General features: G+C 74.2%; 17 protein-coding genes. 3 read left to right on the top strand and 14 right to left on the bottom strand.

The genetic code is table 11. From position 1 onward, the window contains the following. Nucleotides 1–101: 101 nt before the first annotated feature. The 5 genes from ASG36_RS11640 to ASG36_RS11620 all read right to left on the bottom strand — a co-directional run bounded on the left by ASG36_RS11640 (nt 102) and on the right by ASG36_RS11620 (nt 5,669). Nucleotides 102–929 (bottom strand): SDR family NAD(P)-dependent oxidoreductase, encoded by an 828-nt coding sequence (locus ASG36_RS11640; protein ID WP_055763905.1) that lies wholly within the window; start codon nt 927–929, stop codon nt 102–104. 199 nt (nt 930–1,128) lie between these two features. Next, a complete protein-coding gene (locus ASG36_RS11635; RefSeq protein WP_055763903.1) occupies nt 1,129–1,893 on the bottom strand; it encodes an ester cyclase in 765 nt (254 codons plus the stop codon). Further along, the gene (locus ASG36_RS11630; RefSeq protein ID WP_157498770.1) at nt 1,893–3,428 is read right to left on the bottom strand and encodes a long-chain-fatty-acid--CoA ligase; all 1,536 of its coding nucleotides are present in this window, start codon (nt 3,426–3,428) and stop codon (nt 1,893–1,895) included. Before ASG36_RS11630 ends, ASG36_RS11635 begins: the two co-directional genes overlap by 1 nt. Before the next feature lie 3 nt (nt 3,429–3,431). Next, nucleotides 3,432–4,628, bottom strand: a complete 1,197-nt coding sequence (locus ASG36_RS11625) for an acyl-CoA dehydrogenase family protein (protein ID WP_235494891.1) — start codon at nt 4,626–4,628, stop codon at nt 3,432–3,434. Between the two features lie 195 nt (nt 4,629–4,823). Next, nucleotides 4,824–5,669, bottom strand: a complete 846-nt coding sequence (locus tag ASG36_RS11620; RefSeq protein ID WP_235494889.1) for a 3-hydroxyacyl-CoA dehydrogenase family protein — start codon at nt 5,667–5,669, stop codon at nt 4,824–4,826. A gap of 89 nt (nt 5,670–5,758) precedes the next feature. Here ASG36_RS11620 and ASG36_RS11615 point away from each other — a divergent pair, with 89 nt between their 5' ends. Next, entirely contained in the window at nt 5,759–6,523 is a 765-nt protein-coding gene (locus tag ASG36_RS11615) for a crotonase/enoyl-CoA hydratase family protein (protein WP_055763901.1), read from the top strand. A gap of 4 nt (nt 6,524–6,527) precedes the next feature. Here the strand turns inward: ASG36_RS11615 and ASG36_RS11610 are convergent, their stop codons facing one another. The 7 genes from ASG36_RS11610 to ASG36_RS11580 all read right to left on the bottom strand — a co-directional run bounded on the left by ASG36_RS11610 (nt 6,528) and on the right by ASG36_RS11580 (nt 12,805). Then, nucleotides 6,528–7,184 (bottom strand): TetR/AcrR family transcriptional regulator, encoded by a 657-nt coding sequence (locus ASG36_RS11610; RefSeq protein WP_055763899.1) that lies wholly within the window; start codon nt 7,182–7,184, stop codon nt 6,528–6,530. 9 nt (nt 7,185–7,193) lie between these two features. After that, nucleotides 7,194–7,868: an acVLRF1 family peptidyl-tRNA hydrolase gene (locus ASG36_RS11605; protein ID WP_055763897.1), complete on the bottom strand. Its 675-nt coding sequence runs from the start codon at nt 7,866–7,868 to the stop codon at nt 7,194–7,196. A 70-nt stretch (nt 7,869–7,938) separates the two neighbouring features. Then, nucleotides 7,939–8,385, bottom strand: a complete 447-nt coding sequence (locus ASG36_RS11600) for a rhodanese-like domain-containing protein (RefSeq protein WP_200944443.1) — start codon at nt 8,383–8,385, stop codon at nt 7,939–7,941. Further along, on the bottom strand, nt 8,382–8,972 hold the full coding sequence (locus ASG36_RS11595; protein ID WP_055763895.1) for a cysteine dioxygenase family protein: 591 nt from the start codon (nt 8,970–8,972) through the stop codon (nt 8,382–8,384). Before ASG36_RS11595 ends, ASG36_RS11600 begins: the two co-directional genes overlap by 4 nt. 220 nt (nt 8,973–9,192) lie before the next feature. Beyond that, a complete protein-coding gene (locus ASG36_RS11590; RefSeq protein ID WP_055763893.1) occupies nt 9,193–10,407 on the bottom strand; it encodes an MFS transporter in 1,215 nt (404 codons plus the stop codon). A 44-nt stretch (nt 10,408–10,451) separates the two neighbouring features. Beyond that, nucleotides 10,452–10,928 (bottom strand): hypothetical protein, encoded by a 477-nt coding sequence (locus ASG36_RS11585; RefSeq protein ID WP_055763892.1) that lies wholly within the window; start codon nt 10,926–10,928, stop codon nt 10,452–10,454. Between the two features lie 62 nt (nt 10,929–10,990). Further along, nucleotides 10,991–12,805 carry a phosphoenolpyruvate carboxykinase (GTP) gene (locus ASG36_RS11580; RefSeq protein ID WP_055763889.1) on the bottom strand — a complete coding sequence of 605 codons (1,815 nt, stop codon included), beginning with the start codon at nt 12,803–12,805 and terminating at the stop codon, nt 10,991–10,993. Nucleotides 12,806–13,050: 245 nt separating this feature from the next. Here ASG36_RS11580 and ASG36_RS11575 point away from each other — a divergent pair, with 245 nt between their 5' ends. Further along, nucleotides 13,051–14,217, top strand: a complete 1,167-nt coding sequence (locus ASG36_RS11575; RefSeq protein ID WP_055763887.1) for an NADH:flavin oxidoreductase/NADH oxidase — start codon at nt 13,051–13,053, stop codon at nt 14,215–14,217. Between the two features lies 1 nt (nt 14,218). Here ASG36_RS11575 and ASG36_RS11570 read toward each other — a convergent pair whose 3' ends face one another. After that, on the bottom strand, nt 14,219–14,701 hold the full coding sequence (locus tag ASG36_RS11570; RefSeq protein WP_055763884.1) for an SRPBCC domain-containing protein: 483 nt from the start codon (nt 14,699–14,701) through the stop codon (nt 14,219–14,221). A gap of 61 nt (nt 14,702–14,762) precedes the next feature. Here ASG36_RS11570 and ASG36_RS11565 point away from each other — a divergent pair, with 61 nt between their 5' ends. After that, nucleotides 14,763–14,954, top strand: a complete 192-nt coding sequence (locus tag ASG36_RS11565; protein ID WP_055763882.1) for a hypothetical protein — start codon at nt 14,763–14,765, stop codon at nt 14,952–14,954. Here the strand turns inward: ASG36_RS11565 and ASG36_RS11560 are convergent. Beyond that, nucleotides 14,951–15,718 carry an alpha/beta fold hydrolase gene (locus ASG36_RS11560; RefSeq protein WP_055763880.1) on the bottom strand — a complete coding sequence of 256 codons (768 nt, stop codon included), beginning with the start codon at nt 15,716–15,718 and terminating at the stop codon, nt 14,951–14,953. The two genes, ASG36_RS11565 and ASG36_RS11560, sit on opposite strands and share 4 nt — an antisense overlap. Between the last annotated feature and the right edge of the window lie 21 nt (nt 15,719–15,739).

Raw genomic sequence — 15,739 nt, 5'->3', positions numbered from 1 at the left:
GGGGCGTGCTGGTGGAGGTGGTCCGAGTCTCTGGGTCGGGCCACCGGGAGGTCAAGGAGTTCTTCGAGTTACACGTAGTGCACTTCGGTTTCCCGAAGCAGTCAGAGACCGGCCGCCGCGACCTCGGCGGCCGAGGGGGAGGCGATCGAGGCGTCGCCGGCGGTCATCCCGCCGTCGACGGGCAGGACCTGGCCGGTGAGGTAGGCCGCGTCGTCGGACAGCAGGAAGGCGATGACCCGGCCGACGTCGTCGGGGGTGCCGAAGCGGCCCATCGGGGTGCGGGCCAGGACGGCGTCGCGGAAGCGGGGCACCGAGAAGGTGCGGCGGGTCATCCCGGTCTCGATGTAGCCGGGGCTGACCGCGTTGACCCGGATGCCCTGCGGGGCCAGCTCGAGGGCAGCGACCCGGGTGAGCATGGCGACCCCGCCCTTGGACGCGGCGTAGGAGGCCACGTTGAGGGTGGCGAAGTGGGCCATCACTGAGGCCAGGTTGACGATCGAGCCGGTCGCACCGCGGGCGAGCAGCTCCCTCGCCAGCAGCTGGGTCATGGTCGTCGTGCCGGTCAGGTTGACCGCGATGACCCGGTCCCACTCGTCGTCGGGCATGTCGGCGAAGGCGACCCGGCTGGCCACGCCGGCGCTGTTCACCAGGCCGTCGACGGGGACTCCGCGCCCGCGCAGGCCGTCGAAGAGCGCCTGCGCCGCGGCCCGGTCGGTGACGTCGACCTCGACCGCCTCGGCCGAGCCGCCGGCGGCGGTGGCCGCCTCGGCGACGGCGGTGGCGCCGTCGAGGTCACGGTCGGCGACGACGACGTGCGCCCCCCGGGCGGCGAGCACCACGACAGCACCGGCACCGATCCCGGAGGCGCCCCCGGTCACGAGCACGGTGCGCCCATCGAGGGACGGCGCGGTCGGGCCGGGCTGGCTCATCGGGGTCTCCTCGTCGTCCGCAGGGTGCTCAGGCGTGGCTCAGGTCCTCCACTGCGGAGCAAGCTAGGTGACCCGGACCACGCCCGTCAACCCTCCTGTTGACAGCGCGGCGGGATCGTTCCCGGGCCGTGACCCGAACGTCGGGCACGACGAGGGGCCGGACGACCCGCAGGTCGTCCGGCTCGTCGGGGCGGGGTCCTCAGCGCCGGCTGCGGGACCTCAGCAGGCCGTGCCGGTCGCTGACCACGACGCCGCCGGAGACGACGCCGTCGGCCACCGTGACCAGCCCGGCCAGACCCAGACGGACCGGTCCGTCCTCGGCCGGCAGCTCGTCGGTGCCCAGGAACTCCCCGGTCTGGGTCGCGGCGAACGCGACCGTGGAGCCGGCGGAGAACAGCTCGGCGACCTCCAGCCCCCGGGGTCGCACCAGCGCAGCCGTGAGCCCGTCGTCCCAGGTCACGCTGTCGAAGCCGGGCTGGGCCGACCCCAGCCAGGCCCGGACGACGTCCTCGGCGGCCGGGTCGGGCGCCGCCGGCTGCGTCGTCCAGGGCGCCACCATCGGCGGGCCCACGGTGTCGGGCACCCCGTCGGCGAGCTGCCGCCGGCGGGCCGCGTAGTCCTCCTGGGTCCAGTTCTCGGTGAGCACCTCGCCGTCCCAGGCGAACAGCGCGACACCGGTCCAGGCCGCCCCGCGCAGGTCGTGCCGCACCGAGGCGCCGTGCTCGGTGAAGTGCAGCGCGAGCCGGTCCTCGGTGAGCACCAGGGAGTGCACCGTCAGCTGCAGGCCGGGGAACTGCTCGAGCTGGCCGACGGTGGCCGGGGTGTAGGCCTCGAGCCCGTCGAGCTCGACGTCCCCGATGTGCACCTGGTAGCCCGGCGCCATGATCTGCGGCGGCACCGTGGCATCGGCCCGGTCCAGCCAGTCGATCGTGAACCGCTGGGCCAGTCTCGCGAGGTCGTGCATCAGTTCACCTTCCGGGTGGAGCCGACCCAGAACGGCTCGCGCAGCACCTTCTTGAGCACCTTGCCCGAGGCGTTGCGCGGGAGTTCGTCGGCGAAGTCGATGCTGGTCGGGCACTTGTAGTGCGCCAGCCGGTCACGGACGAAGGCGATCAGGTCCGGCGACGTCACCCCGGCCCCGGGACGGCGGACGACGACGGCCTTCACCGTCTCGCCCCACCGGTCCGACGGGACGCCGATGACCGCGGCCTCCAGCACGTCGGGGTGGGCGTAGAGCACGTTCTCCACCTCGGCCGGGTACACGTTCTCCCCGCCGGACACGACCATGTCCTTGATCCGGTCGTGCATGTAGAGGTAGCCCTCGCCGTCGAGGTAGGCGGCGTCGCCGGTGCGCAGCCAGCCACCCTCGACCAGGGTCTCGGCGGTCAGCCCGGGCTGCCCCCAGTAGCCGACGGTGTTCTGGCCCGAGCGGACCCAGATCTCCCCGACCCCGCCGACCGGGGCGTCCTCGCCCGTCGCCGGGTCGACGACCCGCAGGTCCAGCCAGGGCAGCGGCCGGCCCACCGAGCGGAGCAGGTGGGCGCGGGGGCCGCCCGGGTCGTGGTCCTCCGGGGCCAGCGAGACCACGGTCCCGGCGGTCTCGGTCATCCCGTAGACGCCCATGAAGTCGCAGCCGAACAGGGCGATCGCCTTGAGCAGCTGGGTCTCCCCCATCGGGGCCGCGCCGTAGGCGATCCGCTGCAGGCTCGAGGTGTCGGTGCCCTCCAGCGCCGGGCTCTCGGCCAGCATCTGCACGACGGCGGGCACCAGGAAGGTGTGCGTCACCCGGTGCCGCTCGATCAGCCCCAGCACGGCCGCCGGGTCCATGTCGCGGACCAGCACGGTGTGCCCACCCTGACCCAGTGCGGTGAGGCTGTAGCCGGTGCCGCCGATGTGGAACAGCGGCGAGGGCACCAGGTTCACCGTGTCCGGGCCCATGCCGTAGAACTCCCGGCCCATCCGCGGCGTCCACATCAGGTTCGCCGAGGTGAGCATGGCGCCCTTGGGGTTGCCCGTGGTCCCGGAGCTGTAGAGCTGCAGGACGACGTCGTCCGGGTCGGGCTCGTACCCGGGGTCGGAGTCGTCGTCGCCCAGCCAGGCCTCGTACTCCTCCCCCAGCTGCACGACCGTCGGACCGTCGGCGGGCAGCAGGTGCGCGAACTCGGGGTCGACGACGACCACGCGGGGTGCGGCGTCGGCGACGATCGCGGCCACCTCGGGTGCGGCGAGCCGGAAGTTCAGCCCCATGGTGACCGCACCGAGCTTGGCAGCACCGAACACGACCTCGTAGAACGTCGGGGCGTTCTTGTCCAGCACGCCGACCCGGTCACCGGGGGTGACCCCGGCGGCCTGCAGCGCCCGGGCGACCCGGGAGCTGCGGGCGTGGAGCTCGCCGAAGGTGCGGGTGGTGTCCCCCAGGGTGACCGCGGGGGCCTCGGCGCGGGTGGCGCCGAGCTCCCGGACCAGCCCCGCCAGCGTCGTCGCCGTCGGCACGCTCATGCCTCAGTAGCTCTTGGGCAGGCCCAGGCTGTGCTGGGCGACGTGGTTGAGGACCATCTCGCGGCTCACCGGGGCCGTCTTGAACATCCGCGCGACGAACCACAGGTCGGCCAGGCCGTACTCGTAGCTCAGCCCGTTGCCGCCGTGCACCTGGATGGCCTGGTCGAGGGCCTTCACCGCGGCGTCACCGGCAGCGAACTTGGCGATGTTGGAGGCCTCGGCGGCGTCCAGCCCGGCGTCGGACATCTCGGCGGCACGCATGGTCATCAGCCGGGCGAGCTCGACGGCGATGTAGGACTCGGCCAGCGGGTGGGCCACGCCCTGGTGCGCCCCGATCGGGGTCTTCCAGACGGTCCGCTCGTTGGCGTACTGCGCGCCCTTGGCCAGGGCGTACCGGGCGATGCCGTTGGCCATGCAGGCCGCGGCGACACGCTCGGGGTTCAGCCCGGCGAAGACCTGCTTGAGCCCCTCGCCCTCGGTGCCGACCAGGCCGGCGCGCTCCACCGGGACGTCGTCGAAGAACGTCATGAACTGCTTCTCGGGCAGCTGCAGCGCCGAGTCCAGCTGCTGGAAGGTCAGCCCGGGGGCGTCGGTGTCGCAGATGAACAGCGACAGCGTGTGCCGGCCGTCGGGGCCGGGCTCGGCGTCGCGGGCCACCACGAGCAGCGCCTGGCACTCGTCCACGCCCGAGGTCCAGTACTTCTGACCGCGCAGCCGCCAGCCGCCGTCACCGTCCTTGTGCGCGGTGGTGGTGATCTTGTGGGTGTTGGAGCCGGCGTCGGGCTCGGTGATGGCGAAGGCCATCCGGAACGTGCCGTCGGCGATCCCGGGCAGGTACTTCTGCTTCTGCTCGGGCGTGCCGTGCGCGGTGAGCACGGTGCCGGCGATGGCCGGGCTGATCACGACCATGAACATCGGGCAGCCCTGGCTGGCCATCTCCTCGATGACCACCGCCAGGTCGGCCAGCCCGCCGCCCCCGCCGCCGTACTCCTCGGGCAGGTGGACGCCGAGGAACCCGGCCTTGCCCATGTCCGACCAGAGCGCGTCGGCCTTCTCGCCCTTGCCGACGACCTCCTGGAAGTAGGACCGGCCGTAGCTGCCGACGAGCTGCCCGACGGCCTCGCGGAGGTCCCGGCGCTCCTGGGTGGTGTCGCTGATCCGCGAGCCCTTGCCGGGCAGACCGACCGGGGTTCCGTTCACGGGGTGCTCCTCTGCTGGTTCGTCAACGCTGCCGTTGACGGTAGGGAGTGGCCTGGGCCACGTCAAGCGATGACATCGCGGTCCTCCGGACCGCACCGCGCCAGGTGCCGGGTGGCGTGCGCCGAGCGGGACGGCCACTCCTGGTCGGGAGACCCTGCGGGCCCCCGCGCCTGCGGAGCGGCGGCGCTCCGCGCATCACCAGTCGTAGAAGCCCCGGCCGGACTTCACGCCCAGCTCGCCGGCGGCGACCTTGTCCACGAGCAGCTGCGGCGGGGCGAACTGCGGGCCCAGCGCGCTCTCCAGGTTGCGGGCGATGTGCAGCCGGACGTCGAGGCCCACGATGTCGGTGAGCCGCAGCGGGCCGACCGGGTGCCGGTAGGCCAGCTGGATCGCGCGGTCGATGTCGGCGGGCTCGCCGACGCCCTGCTCGACCATCCGGATGGCCTCCAGCGCGGCGACGACGTCCAGCCTGCTGGTGGCGAAGCCCGGGGCGTCGGCGACGACGGCGGACTCCTTCCCGATGCCGGCCACCGCGGCCAGCGCCGTCTCCAGCGTGGCGGGGCTGGTGCGCGCGCCACGCACCACCTCGACCACCGGGATGGACCAGACCGGGTTGAAGAAGTGCAGGCCGAGGAAGTCCTCGGGCCGGGCCAGGTCGGCGGCCAGGGTGTCGATGGACAGCGCACTGGTGTTGCTGGCCAGCACCGCGGGCCGGCGGGCCTCGCAGGCGGCCAGCACCCGGCGCTTGAGGTCCAGGTCCTCCGGCACGGTCTCCACGACCAGGTCCAGGCCCTCGGGCAGCTGGTCGGCCGAGGGCACGTGCTCGATCGCGGCGTCGAGGCCGGCGGCGGTCTCCTCCGACAGCTTGCCGCGGCGGACCCCGGCGGCCGCGGCGTCGGCGATCTCCCGGCGGACCGCGGCCATCCGGCCGGCGTCGGGCTCGACCACCGTCGTCCGGGCCCCGGTGACGGCGAAGACGTAGGCGATGCCCACCCCCATCGTCCCGGCGCCGACGACGCCCACACCCTGCTGCGCTGCCACCTGGTCCTCCTCGTCGAGCCCTGGCTGTACCGTCGCGTCAACGTACACGTTGACGCCGCCCCCGGGCAGCGTCCTCGAGGAGGTCTGCGATGAGCGAGACGGTCCGCGTCGACCGGCACGGCCCGGTGCTGGTGATCACACTGGACCGGCCTGCCAAGCGCAACGCGGTCGACGGCGCGATGGCCCGCTCGCTGGCCGCCGCCGTCGACTCCCTCGACGCCGACCCCACGCTCACCGTCGGCGTGCTCACCGGCGCCGGGGGCACCTTCTGCGCCGGGATGGACCTGGGGGCGTTCCTCACCGGCGACCTCCCCGAGCTGCCCGGTCGGGGCTTCGGCGGCATCACCCGCACCCCGCCGGCCACCCCGCTCATCGCCGCCGTCGAGGGCTACGCGCTGGCCGGGGGCTGCGAGCTGGTGCTGGCCTGCGACCTGGTGGTCGCCGCCGAGGACGCGGTGTTCGGCATCCCCGAGGTCACCCGCGGGCTGTTCGCCGGCGCCGGGGGCCTGATCCGGCTCCCGAAGCGCATCCCGCCGGCCATCGCGCTGGAGCACGCGCTCACCGGCGACCCGCTGCCGGCCACCGAGGCCGCCCGCTGGGGCCTGGTCAACCGGCTCACCACCCCGGGCGGCGCGCTCGAGGGCGCGCTGGACCTGGCCGGCCGGATCGCCCGCAACGGCCCGCTGGCGGTCCGGGTCACCAAGCAGGTCGTGCAGACCTCGCCGGACTGGCCGGTCGAGGAGCTGTGGGACCGCCAGCAGGTGCTGCTGGACCAGGTGCTGGCCTCCGCCGACGCCCGCGAGGGCGCCCGGGCCTTCGCCGAGAAGCGCCCGCCGGAGTGGACCGGGAACTGAGCCCTCAGCGGGCGCGGAGCCCGTCCAGCACCACGTCGGCGTAGGCCCGGCCGATGGTCGCGGCGTCCACGTCGGACTTCGTCGGGTTGAACCAGCGGTTGGTCCAGCCGACCATGCCGATCAGCCCGTAGGCCAGCACCCACGGCTCGGCCACCGGGCGGACGGTGCCCTCGGCGATGCCCGCGGTGATGATGTCGACCACGCACTCCTGGTAGGCCCGGTTGAGCTCGCGCATCTCGTGCGACCACTCGCTGCGCTTCTCCCCGACGTGGCTCAGGTTCTCCTGGATGAACACGTAGAGGAAGGGATAGGACGCCGCGTAGGAGTCCATCAGCTCGGTGACCAGGCGGGCCAGCTTGTCCGGTGCCTCGCCCGCGCCGTCCCGGATGGCCTGCGCCCGGGCGACGTTGGCCCGCACCGCGTCGCTGACCACCTCGTCGAACAGCTCTTCCTTGCTGCCCACGTAGTAGTAGAGCGTCGCGCGGTCGGTGTTCATCGCCTCGGCGATCTGGCCGATGCTGGTGCCCCGGAAGCCGTGCGTCTTGAACAGCCCCGCGGCCGCGGCGATGATCTCGTCGCGCCGCTCCTTGTAGGCGGTCCGCGCCTCACCCTGCGCGGCGGCGCGCCGCCGGCCGATGGCGCTGGGCTGGTCCTCGGTCATCCCCGGACCCTATGTGCTCGTCGCCCGGTCACCGGGCTCCACCAGGTGCACGCGCACCGCGCGCAGCTGGGCCGCGGCCTCGAGCAGCACGACCTTGGTGGGCTCCCCGACGTCCAGCGGGTCGGTGCGGGGCAGGGCCGCGACCGGGCCCAGCCGGGGGTCGGCGAGCACCTCGGCGACCAGCCCGCGGTCGCCCCCGGTGGCCAGGGCCGCACAGCCGGCGGCGTGCGGCAGCAGGACCCGGACGGCGGTCTCCACCGCGTGGTCGACGACGGCGTCGGTCTGGTTGCCGCGCCGGCGGGCGAACCGCTGCTGGGACCACCCCCCGGCCGCGGTGCGCCCCTGCACCTGGCGGGCGTCGACCTTGGAGACCACGAGCGTGGTGCCGTCGAAGACCCCCACCGCCCACCTGCCGCGGCGGACCAGGAGGACGGCGGCCCGGTGGGGGCGCTGGGCCTGGGTGGTCAGCGCGGTCAGCGGCGCCGGCCCGGGCTCCCAGGGGAAGGGCGGCCGCAGGGTCAGCGTGGTGCTGTCCGCGCAGGTCACCCGCACGTGCTGGCCGGCCACCAGCACCTCGGTGAACGCGCCGTGCCGGTCGGCGACCCCGTCGAGCCACCGGCCCAGCCGCTCCGGGGCGATGCCCAGGTCCCGGCCCCCGCCGGCGGCCGGGCGGGGGCGGGTCACCTGCTCATGCAAGCACGACCGGCCCGCGGGGACGCCCCTCCGTCGAGCGTCCCCACGAGCCGGTCGCGGGTCAGTGGGTCGGGCCGCCGAGCGGGGCGCCGGCGTCGGTGCCCAGCACGTGCGGCAGCCCGGCGGCCACCCAGTCGTGGAACCCGCCGATGACGTCGGTGGCGCTGGTCAGGCCGATCGACCGCAGGGCGTCGGCGGCCAGGCTGGAGGTGTAGCCCTCCGAGCACAGCACCAGGACGTCGACGTCGTACCCGGTGGCCTCGGGCAGCCGGGCGTCGCTCGTCGGGTCGAAGCGCCACTCGAGGACGTTGCGCTCCACGACGGTCGCGCCGGGCACCCAGCCCTCCCGGGCGCGCTGGGCGGCCGGGCGGATGTCGACCAGGTGGCCGCCGGCGGCCCAGCGGGCGGCGGCCTCGGCGGGGGTGACCCGGGTGATCCGGGAGCGGGCGTCGGCGAGCAGGTCGTCGATGGAGCGGGCGCCGGCCGGGCGCTGGAGGAGGCTGGTCACCAGTCCACCCCGGCACGCTCGGTGCTGACCCGGACCAGGCCCGCGGGGTCGACCCGGTAGGTGTTCATCAGGGTCAGCCGCGGGCTGTAGACGTGCACGCTCACCGCGGGCTCGTGCAGCGTGTTGACCACCTGGTGCACGTAGTGCGGCCCGAAGAACCGGACCCGTCCGGCGGCGAGGTCCGCCGTGCTCTGGTGCGGGGCCCGGCCGTCACGCCCGGCGACCACCCGCTCGGTCAGCGTGCCGCGGGCGACGGCGAAGGCCCCCGAGGAGGCGCCGTGGTCGTGCAGCGGGGTGCCCTGTCCGGGCAGCCAGGACAGCAGCCAGACCTGGGACTCGGCGAGCTCGGGGTGCAGGGAGGGGTCCAGCGCGGGCGCGAGGTCGGCGGTGGGGAGCAGGTGGGTCCACCGGCTCTCCTCGCAGTACTCGACGAGGTGCGACCACAGGTCGGTGCGCACGGCCAGGGCGACGGCGAGCGCGGCCTGACCGGCCGGGCGGGTGGCCTCGGTGGCCTGGCCGGCGCGGCCGACGGGGCCGGTGGAGCGGGAGGTGGACAGGGCGGGGCTGGACAGCACGGTGCTGGTCACGGGGTTCCTCACGGGACGTGGGCGCGGCGGCTCTCAGAGGCCGCCGACGGGGGCTGGTGCGGGCGCGGGGGTATCAGCGACCCGGACACAGCGCGCTGGCCGTACGCAGCAGGTCCACGGTGGACCTGCGGTGCAGCAGCAGCGAGTACGTCACGGCCTCATCACACCAGGCGACCCCGACACCCGTCAATCCCGATCAGATTGGTGGGGTTTGATCCGGTCAGCGTGCGAGAGCCGGCTCGGCCACGTGCTCGGCCGGCACCACGAGCAGCTTCTGGCACACCCCGACGGCGGCTGCGGCCAGCACCGCGGCGCCCAGCGCCACCCCGAACGCGGCGTTCGCCCCGGCGTCGTCGGCCACCTTGCCCGCGGCCGAGGCGCCGATCGCGACCCCCAGGGCGAGCGCGGTGCCGATCCAGGTGAAGGCCTCGGTGACGCAGACCCGCGGCACCAGCACCTCGGCCAGCGTGAAGGCGCTGATCAGCGCCGGGGACACCGCGAAGCCGGACACCACGACGAACGGGAGGATCACCCAGAGGTCGTCGACCACCAGCAGCGGCAGGCTCAGCACGGGGAAGGCGACCAGCACCAGGAGCAGCCGGCGGCGGACCGGGGACCGGAAGTGCAGCAGCCCCCAGCCGATGCCCGAGGCCATCGAACCCACGGCCAGGGCCGCGATGAGCAGGCCGGAGTACGACTTGGCCCCGACCTGGTCGGCGAAGGCGACGAGCGCGATCTCCAGGGTGCCCAGGATCGTGCCGACGGCCAGCCCGACGACGAACAGCACCCGCAGGCCCGCCGTCCGCATCGCCGAGGGGCCCTGCCGGCTGGCGTGCCCGTGCGCGGGCGGCTGCGTCCTGCCCTGCGCGGCGAACAGCAGGCTGCCCACGACCGCCAGGGAGAAGGCGGTGACCACGCCGGAGGTGGTGTGCCCGGTGGTGGACAGGAAGGTCACCAGAACCGGCCCGACGATGAAGACGAACTCGTCGACCACCGACTCCATGGCCAGCGCGGTGGGCAGTCGCGGCGTCCCGCGCAGCAGGTGGGTCCAGCGCACCCGGATCATCGACCCGACCGGCGGGATGGCGGCCCCGGCGACGGCCACGGACGCGAACGTCGTCCACAGCGGCCAGCCCTCGCGGACCGAGAACAGGAAGAGGAAGCCGGCCACGATGAAGGCCAGCAGCACTGGCAGCAGCACCCGGCGCTGACCCAGGGTGTCGGCCAGCCGCCCGAGCACCGGGCCGCTGATCGCGGTGGCCACCGCACCGACCGCGGCCACCCCGCCACCCAGGGCGTAGGAGCCGGTGTAGTCCTGCACCAGCAGCACGCTGCCCAGCCCGATCATCGACAGCGGGAGCCGTCCGATGAACGCCGCAGCCACCATCGGCAGGGCGTGCGGGGTGCGCAGCACGTGCAGGTACGGGTTGGGCACGGGGAGAGGGCCTCCGAGGGGCGGGGTGGAGAGGGGCGGGCGGGTCAGCCCTGCGGCGGGCTCCAGGCCTGCGGCGAGCTCTGCGGGACGGCGGTGAACCCGTCGTCATCCCGGCCGTCGTCGCCCTTGGCCCGGCGCACCCGGCGCCCCTGGGGGACCAGCGCCAGCACGACCAGCAGCGCACCGATGACGGCCGCCGTTCCGGTGTAGACCAGCTGGTCCAGGCCGCGGCTCAGGTCGCCGTCGCCCACGTCGGGCAGCACCCGGGCGACGTTTTGCACCGTGAGGACGACGCCGGCGACCAGCAGCGCACCGCCGAGGAACGGACTGACCGGGGAGACCCGGCGGGACGCGGCGAGCAGCCCGAACAGCACACCGCCGACCAGCACCCAGGCCAGCCCGGTGCTGCTGGGGTCCCGGGTCGTGGCGGCCAGGCCCAGCTGGCCCACCCCGACGGCGGTGACGGCCAGCGCCGCAGCGGTGAGCACGAGCCCGACGACGATCCCCAGCAGGTGCCTCATGCCCCCGACGCTAACCGCTGGAGCTGGGGGACCCGGTCAGCCGCTCCGGATCCCCCCTCCCGTCAGGCCAGCCGGCTCTTGAGGATCTCCAGCTCGTCCCACATGGTCGTCGGCAGCTTGTCGCCGAACTTCTCGAACCACTCGGTGATCTGCGGGACCTCGGCCTGCCACTCCTCGGACTTCACCGCGAGCGCTGCCTCGACCTGCTCGTCGGTCATCCCGAGGCCCTCGACGTCCAGCGAGCGGGCGGTCGGCACGTGGCCCACGGCGGTCTCGACGGCCGACGCGGTGCCCTCCAGGCGCTCGACGACCCACTTGAGCACCCGGGAGTTCTCCCCGAAGCCCGGCCAGAGGAAGCCGCCCTCGTCGTCCCGGCGGAACCAGTTGACGTAGAAGATCTTCGGCAGCTTGGTGGCGTCGGCGCCCTTGCCGGTCTCCACCCAGTGGTTGACGTAGTCACCGGCGTTGTAGCCGATGAACGGCAGCATGGCGAAGGGGTCGCGGCGGACGACGCCGACGGCCCCGGTGGCCGCGGCGGTGGTCTCCGAGGACAGCGTGGCCCCCATGAAGACGCCGTGGTTCCAGTCCCGCGCCTCGCTGACCAGCGGGATCGTGGTCTTGCGGCGTCCGCCGAAGAGGATCGCCGAGATCGGCACGCCCTTCGGGTCGTCGTACTCCGGCGCGAGGATCGGGCACTGGGTGATCGGGGTGCAGAACCGGCTGTTCGGGTGGCTGCTGGGCTCGCCTGCGTCCGGCGTCCAGTCCCGGCCCTTCCAGTCGGTGAGGTGCGCCGGGGGCTCCTCGGTCATCCCCTCCCACCAGATGTCGCCGTCGTCGGTGAGCGCGACGTTGGTGAACACCGAGTTGCCCTGGTCGATGGTGCGCATCGCGTTGGGGTTGGTGTCCCAGCCGGTGCCCGGCGCGACGCCGAACAGCCCGAACTCGGGGTTGAGGGCGTAGAGCCGGCCGTCCTCACCGAACCGCATCCAGGCGATGTCGTCGCCGAGGGTCTCGACCTTCCAGCCCGGGATGGTGGGCTCGAGCATCGCCAGGTTGGTCTTACCGCACGCCGAGGGGAACGCCGCGGCGATGTAGTGCACGACGCCCTCGGGGTTGGTCAGCTTGAGGATGAGCATGTGCTCGGCCAGCCAGCCCTCGTCGCGGGCCATGACCGAGGCGATCCGCAGCGAGTAGCACTTCTTGCCCAGCAGGGCGTTGCCGCCGTAGCCCGAGCCGTAGGACCAGATCATCCGCTCCTCGGGGAACTGGACGATGTACTTGGTCTCGCTGCACGGCCACGCGACGTCGGCCTGGCCCTCGGCCAGCGGGGCACCCAGGGAGTGCATCGCCGGGACGAAGGGGCGGTCGGTGCCCATGGCCGCCAGGGCGGCGGTGCCGATCCGGGCCATCACGCGCATGGAGACCACGACGTACTCGCTGTCGGTGAGCTCGACGCCGAACATCGGGGCCTCGGCCTCGATCGGGCCCATGCAGAAGGGGATGACGTACATCGTCCGCCCGCGCATGCACCCCCGGTACAGCTCGGTCATGACGGCCTTCATCTCGGCCGGTTCCATCCAGTTGTTGGTGGGTCCGGCGTCGGCCTCGTCGACCGAGCAGATGTAGGTGCGGTCCTCGACCCGGGCGACGTCACTGGGGTCGGACTGGGCCAGGAAGGAGTTCGGCTTCGCGGTGAGGCGGGTGAAGGTGCCGGCGGCCACGAGGGACTCGGTGAGCCGGGTCCACTCCTCGTCGCTGCCGTCGACCCAGACCACCTGGTCGGGCGTGGTCAGCTCAGCCATCTCCGCCACCCAGGCCAGCAGCTGCGCGTGCTCGGTGGGGGCGTTCTCGATGCCGGGTGTGGCCACGGACGTCACAGGCGTCTCCATCCTGGTGAACGCCTGGTGCGGGTCTCACACCGGCGCTGGTGCAATCGACTTGGCTCCCCCGGCGACCTCGTCGTCCCCAGGGGATCTGGGAAGGCTAGCGCCGCCGGAGGGGGTCCGACACCCCGAGTTCTATGACGTACATGACGTCTACCCACCCGTAGGACGTCTCGGACGTCTCCCGCTGTGACCAGGTCGACGGAAGAGCCCCCGCGCGGGGTCCGTTCGGCCCTGGTGTGAGCGCACCCACCCTGTCCACGCCCCTCGTCCTGCGCGGGGTGACGCTGCCCAACCGGCTCGTCGTCGCCCCCATGTGCCAGTACTCCGTGGTCGAGGGCGTGGTCGGGGACCACCACCTGGTCCACCTCGGCCGGTTCGCCCTGGGCGGCTTCGGCACCGTCGTCGTGGAGGCCACCGCGGTCACCCGGGACGGCCGGATCAGCCACGGCGACGTGGGGCTCTGGGACGACGGACAGGTCGCCGGGCTCGCCCGGGTCGCCGCCTTCCTGCGCGAGCACGGCGCCGTCCCGGCCGTGCAACTCGCGCACGCCGGCGGCAAGGCCTCCAGCCACCGCCCCTGGGACGGCGAGGGCCCGGTCACCGCCGCCGACGCGCTGCCCGGCGAGGAGCCGTGGCAGACGGTCGGGCCCAGCGAGGTGCCCCTGGGCGAGGGCTGGCCGACCCCGCACGCGCTGACCACCGACGAGCTCGCCGCCCTGGTGCAGGACTGGGTCGCGGCCACCCACCGCGCCGAGCAGGCCGGGTTCGACGTGGTCGAGGTGCACGCCGCACACGGCTACCTGCTCAACGAGTTCCTGTCGCCGCTGACCAACACCCGCACCGACGGCTACGGGGGCTCGCTGGAGGCCCGGATGCGCTTCCCGCTGGAGGTCGTGGCCGCCGTCCGTGCCGCCTGGCCGGCGGACAAGCCGCTGCTGGTGCGGGTGTCCTCGGTGGACGGGGCGGCCGACGGCACGACGATCGAGGACACGGTGGCCTTCGCCCGCGAGCTGGCCGCGCTCGGCGTCGACGCGGTGGACGCCTCGGGCGGTGGCATCGGCGGCGGGTGGCAGCACCCGATCGGCTACGGCTACCAGGTGCCGTTCGCGGCGGCGATCAAGGAGGGCTCCGGGCTGCCCACCATGGCGGTCGGGATCATCACCGAGCCGGCCCAGGCCGAGGCCGTGCTGGCCACCGGGCAGGCCGACCTCGTCGCGCTCGCCCGTGCCGCGCAGGACGACCCGAACTGGCCGCTGCACGCCGCCCGCGAGCTGTCCGGCGGCTCCTACGACGCGTGGCCGGTGCAGTCCGGCCCGCGGCTGGCCTCCCGGGACCGGCTGCTCGGCTCGATCGGCCCGTGGACCGGCCCGGACCCGGTGCAGCTGGCCCCGCCGCGCAGCTGACTCAGGCGCCGTACCGCGGCGCCGTGCGGGCGAGGAACTCCTCCCAGGCCGGCGGCGCGGCGGTGCCGCGCACCTCGGCGTCGAGCCGGTCGAGGTACCAGTGCCACCCGAGGGCGACGTCGTCCGGCACGTCCGCGGCCCCCCGGAAGACCTGGCTGAACACCAGCGTCGTGGCACCGCCGACCTCGGCCAGGTCCAGGTCGACCGCCCAGTGGTCGGGTGCCCCCCAGGCCACCGACAGCCGTCGTCCCTCAGCGCACTCCACGACGGTCAGCGGCTCGCCGGTGGCGCCGTCCTCGGCGGTCATGGTCAGCAGTCCGGTGCCGCCGGGTTCCCGGGGCCCGTCGTAGGTGCCGAACCAGCGGGCCAACCGGTCGGACGCGGTGAGCGCCGCCCACACCTCGGCGGCGGGCACGTCCCAGTGCCGGGTGAACTGCAGGCGTGCGCCCGCGGGGGTGCTGTCCGTGGTCCCTGGCTCGGTCATCGGTGGCCTCCTCGGGCGCCAGTGTGGTTCGTCCCGGCGCCCGCGGGGAAGACCCGCGCCCATGACCGTCACCGATCCCGACGTCCCGGACCCGTTGAACGACCCCCGCACCACCCAGGCCGACCCCGGCGCACTCGGCGAGGGCGCCGACCTCGCCTCCACCGAGGACGACGCCGTCACCGCCGGTGAGGACGAGCTCGTCGAGGACCCCGCCGGGGAGCCCGACGAGCAGCTGACCGAGCAGGCCCCCTAGGAGGCCCGGCCGGCCAGCTCGGCCAGCGCGTCGGCCACGGCGGCCGGCTGCTCGAGCGCGGTGAGGTGCCCCGAGCCGGGGACGACGACGCTGGTCGCGTCCGGCCGCACCGCCTGCAGCTCGGGCAGCCGCTGCTCCGGCGGCGTCGGGGTGTCGTGCTCGCCGAACAGCAGCAGGACCGGGCCGGGGTGGGCCCGCAGCGCCTCGGTGGTGTCGGGCCGGACGGCCAGCGCGCGGCAGACCCAGGCGACGTCGCCCGGCACCTGGCCCTCGATCATCTGCGCCACCCGGCCGGCGAGCTCGGGTCCGGCGTGCGGCCCGAGACCGTCGCTGACGGAGTCCATCACCGCGGCGATGCCGAGCGCGCCCTCCAGCTGGCGGGCGGTCTCCTGCCGGGCGTCGGGTTCGTCGGGCGGCCCGACCACGGTGGTGGTGTCGCACAGCGCGAGCGCGGCGACCCGCTCCGGGGCCCGCCCGGCGAGCATCGTGGCCACGTAACCGCCGGTGGACAGCCCGGCGACGACCGCGCGGTCCAGGCCGAGGTCGTCGAGCAGGGCGAGCACCCCGTCGACGGCGCGCTCCAGCGAGGGCTCCCCCACGGTCGGCGAGCCCAGCCCGGGCAGGTCGACGGCGATCGGGCGCAGGTCGGCCGGGAGCAGGGCGACCACGTCGTCCCACATCCGGTGGTCCAGCGGGAAGGCGTGCAGCAGGACGACGGGCAGCCCGTCGCCCCCTCGGTCCAGGGCGTGCAGGGGTGCGGTCACCGACCCCGCCTACCCACGCAC

This window comes from Geodermatophilus sp. Leaf369, from assembly GCF_001424455.1.
Classification (GTDB): domain Bacteria; phylum Actinomycetota; class Actinomycetes; order Mycobacteriales; family Geodermatophilaceae; genus Klenkia.
Note: the sequence above shows the minus strand (reverse complement) of the source record. Positions and strands in the feature narration are given on the sequence as shown.

Coding starts and splice junctions, on each gene's coding strand:
- ASG36_RS11640 (WP_055763905.1), bottom strand. CDS start 929: ATGAGCCAGCCCGGCCCGACCGCGCCGTCCCTCGATGGGCGCACCGTG.
- ASG36_RS11635 (WP_055763903.1), bottom strand. CDS start 1,893: ATGCACGACCTCGCGAGACTGGCCCAGCGGTTCACGATCGACTGGCTG.
- ASG36_RS11630 (WP_157498770.1), bottom strand. CDS start 3,428: ATGAGCGTGCCGACGGCGACGACGCTGGCGGGGCTGGTCCGGGAGCTC.
- ASG36_RS11615 (WP_055763901.1), top strand. CDS start 5,759: ATGAGCGAGACGGTCCGCGTCGACCGGCACGGCCCGGTGCTGGTGATC.
- ASG36_RS11610 (WP_055763899.1), bottom strand. CDS start 7,184: ATGACCGAGGACCAGCCCAGCGCCATCGGCCGGCGGCGCGCCGCCGCG.
- ASG36_RS11585 (WP_055763892.1), bottom strand. CDS start 10,928: ATGAGGCACCTGCTGGGGATCGTCGTCGGGCTCGTGCTCACCGCTGCG.
- ASG36_RS11570 (WP_055763884.1), bottom strand. CDS start 14,701: ATGACCGAGCCAGGGACCACGGACAGCACCCCCGCGGGCGCACGCCTG.
- ASG36_RS11565 (WP_055763882.1), top strand. CDS start 14,763: ATGACCGTCACCGATCCCGACGTCCCGGACCCGTTGAACGACCCCCGC.